Genomic DNA, 906 nt, shown 5'->3' on the forward strand with positions numbered 1-906 from the left:
CGTCAGCAGCTGGCTCAAGTCCAGCAAAATGGTCAAGTTCAGAAACAGGATCATCTACAACATCGTGCTCATCTTCAGCAACTTGCTCGTCTTCAACAGCTAGCGCTTTTTCAGCAACTAGTTCGTCTTCAACAACGAGCTCGTCTTCAGCAATTAGCTCTTCTTCAGCAACTAGTTCGTCTTCAGCAACTGGCTCATCTTCAGCAACTAGTTCGTCTTCACTACCTAGCTCATCTTCAATAACCAGTTCGTCTTCAACAACTGGTTCGTCTTCAGCAACCGGCTCGTCTTCAGTAATCAGCTCATCTTCGATTAATAATTCATCATCAAAATCTTGCTCTAAACTATCTAAATCGTGGCCTCCCGCCATTGCATTAGCAAGATCTTGCTCAGCTTGACTAAGCTTCAGCTCTGGAGTACCTGGTTCTGACGTTTCCAGCTCAGTCTCATCGGCTAATTCTGCGTCACTATCAATCTCTTCATCATCGAGTTCAAGGTCTGGATAATCATCAAGCTCTAAACTTGGCGTTACTGTATCATTGCTAAGAGGTTCGTCTTCCAGTGCTAAATCAAATTCATCACCGAGTTCTTCATCTGCAAGCGGATCATCTCCCAGATCTATTTCAACTTCTTCGATATCATCGTTGAGCTCATCAACATCAGACCATTGTGGAGGCTCTACGTAATCATCTTCTTGCTGCAGCTCATTGAGTAAATCATCAACACTTTTTAGTGAAGGATCATTATATTCTTCGAGTAAATCATCTTCATCAAGTAAATCGTCGCTTGATTCTTCACTCGTTTGTGCAAATAAATCATCATCTAAACCTTCAAACTCTGATTCAAGTTCATCTAAAAGCTCTGGCTCTGCTGCAAGCTCTGGTTCTTCTGCAAGCTCTGGCTCTG

At 42.8% G+C, this 906-nt stretch carries 1 pseudogene; it reads right to left on the minus strand.

What is annotated here, in order from left to right:
- A pseudogene (locus H5182_RS21980) lies at positions 1-906 on the minus strand (hypothetical protein); the annotation flags it as partial.

Origin of the sequence: Pseudoalteromonas sp. SG44-17, assembly GCF_014164235.1 — a bacterium.
Classification (GTDB): domain Bacteria; phylum Pseudomonadota; class Gammaproteobacteria; order Enterobacterales; family Alteromonadaceae; genus Pseudoalteromonas; species Pseudoalteromonas rhizosphaerae.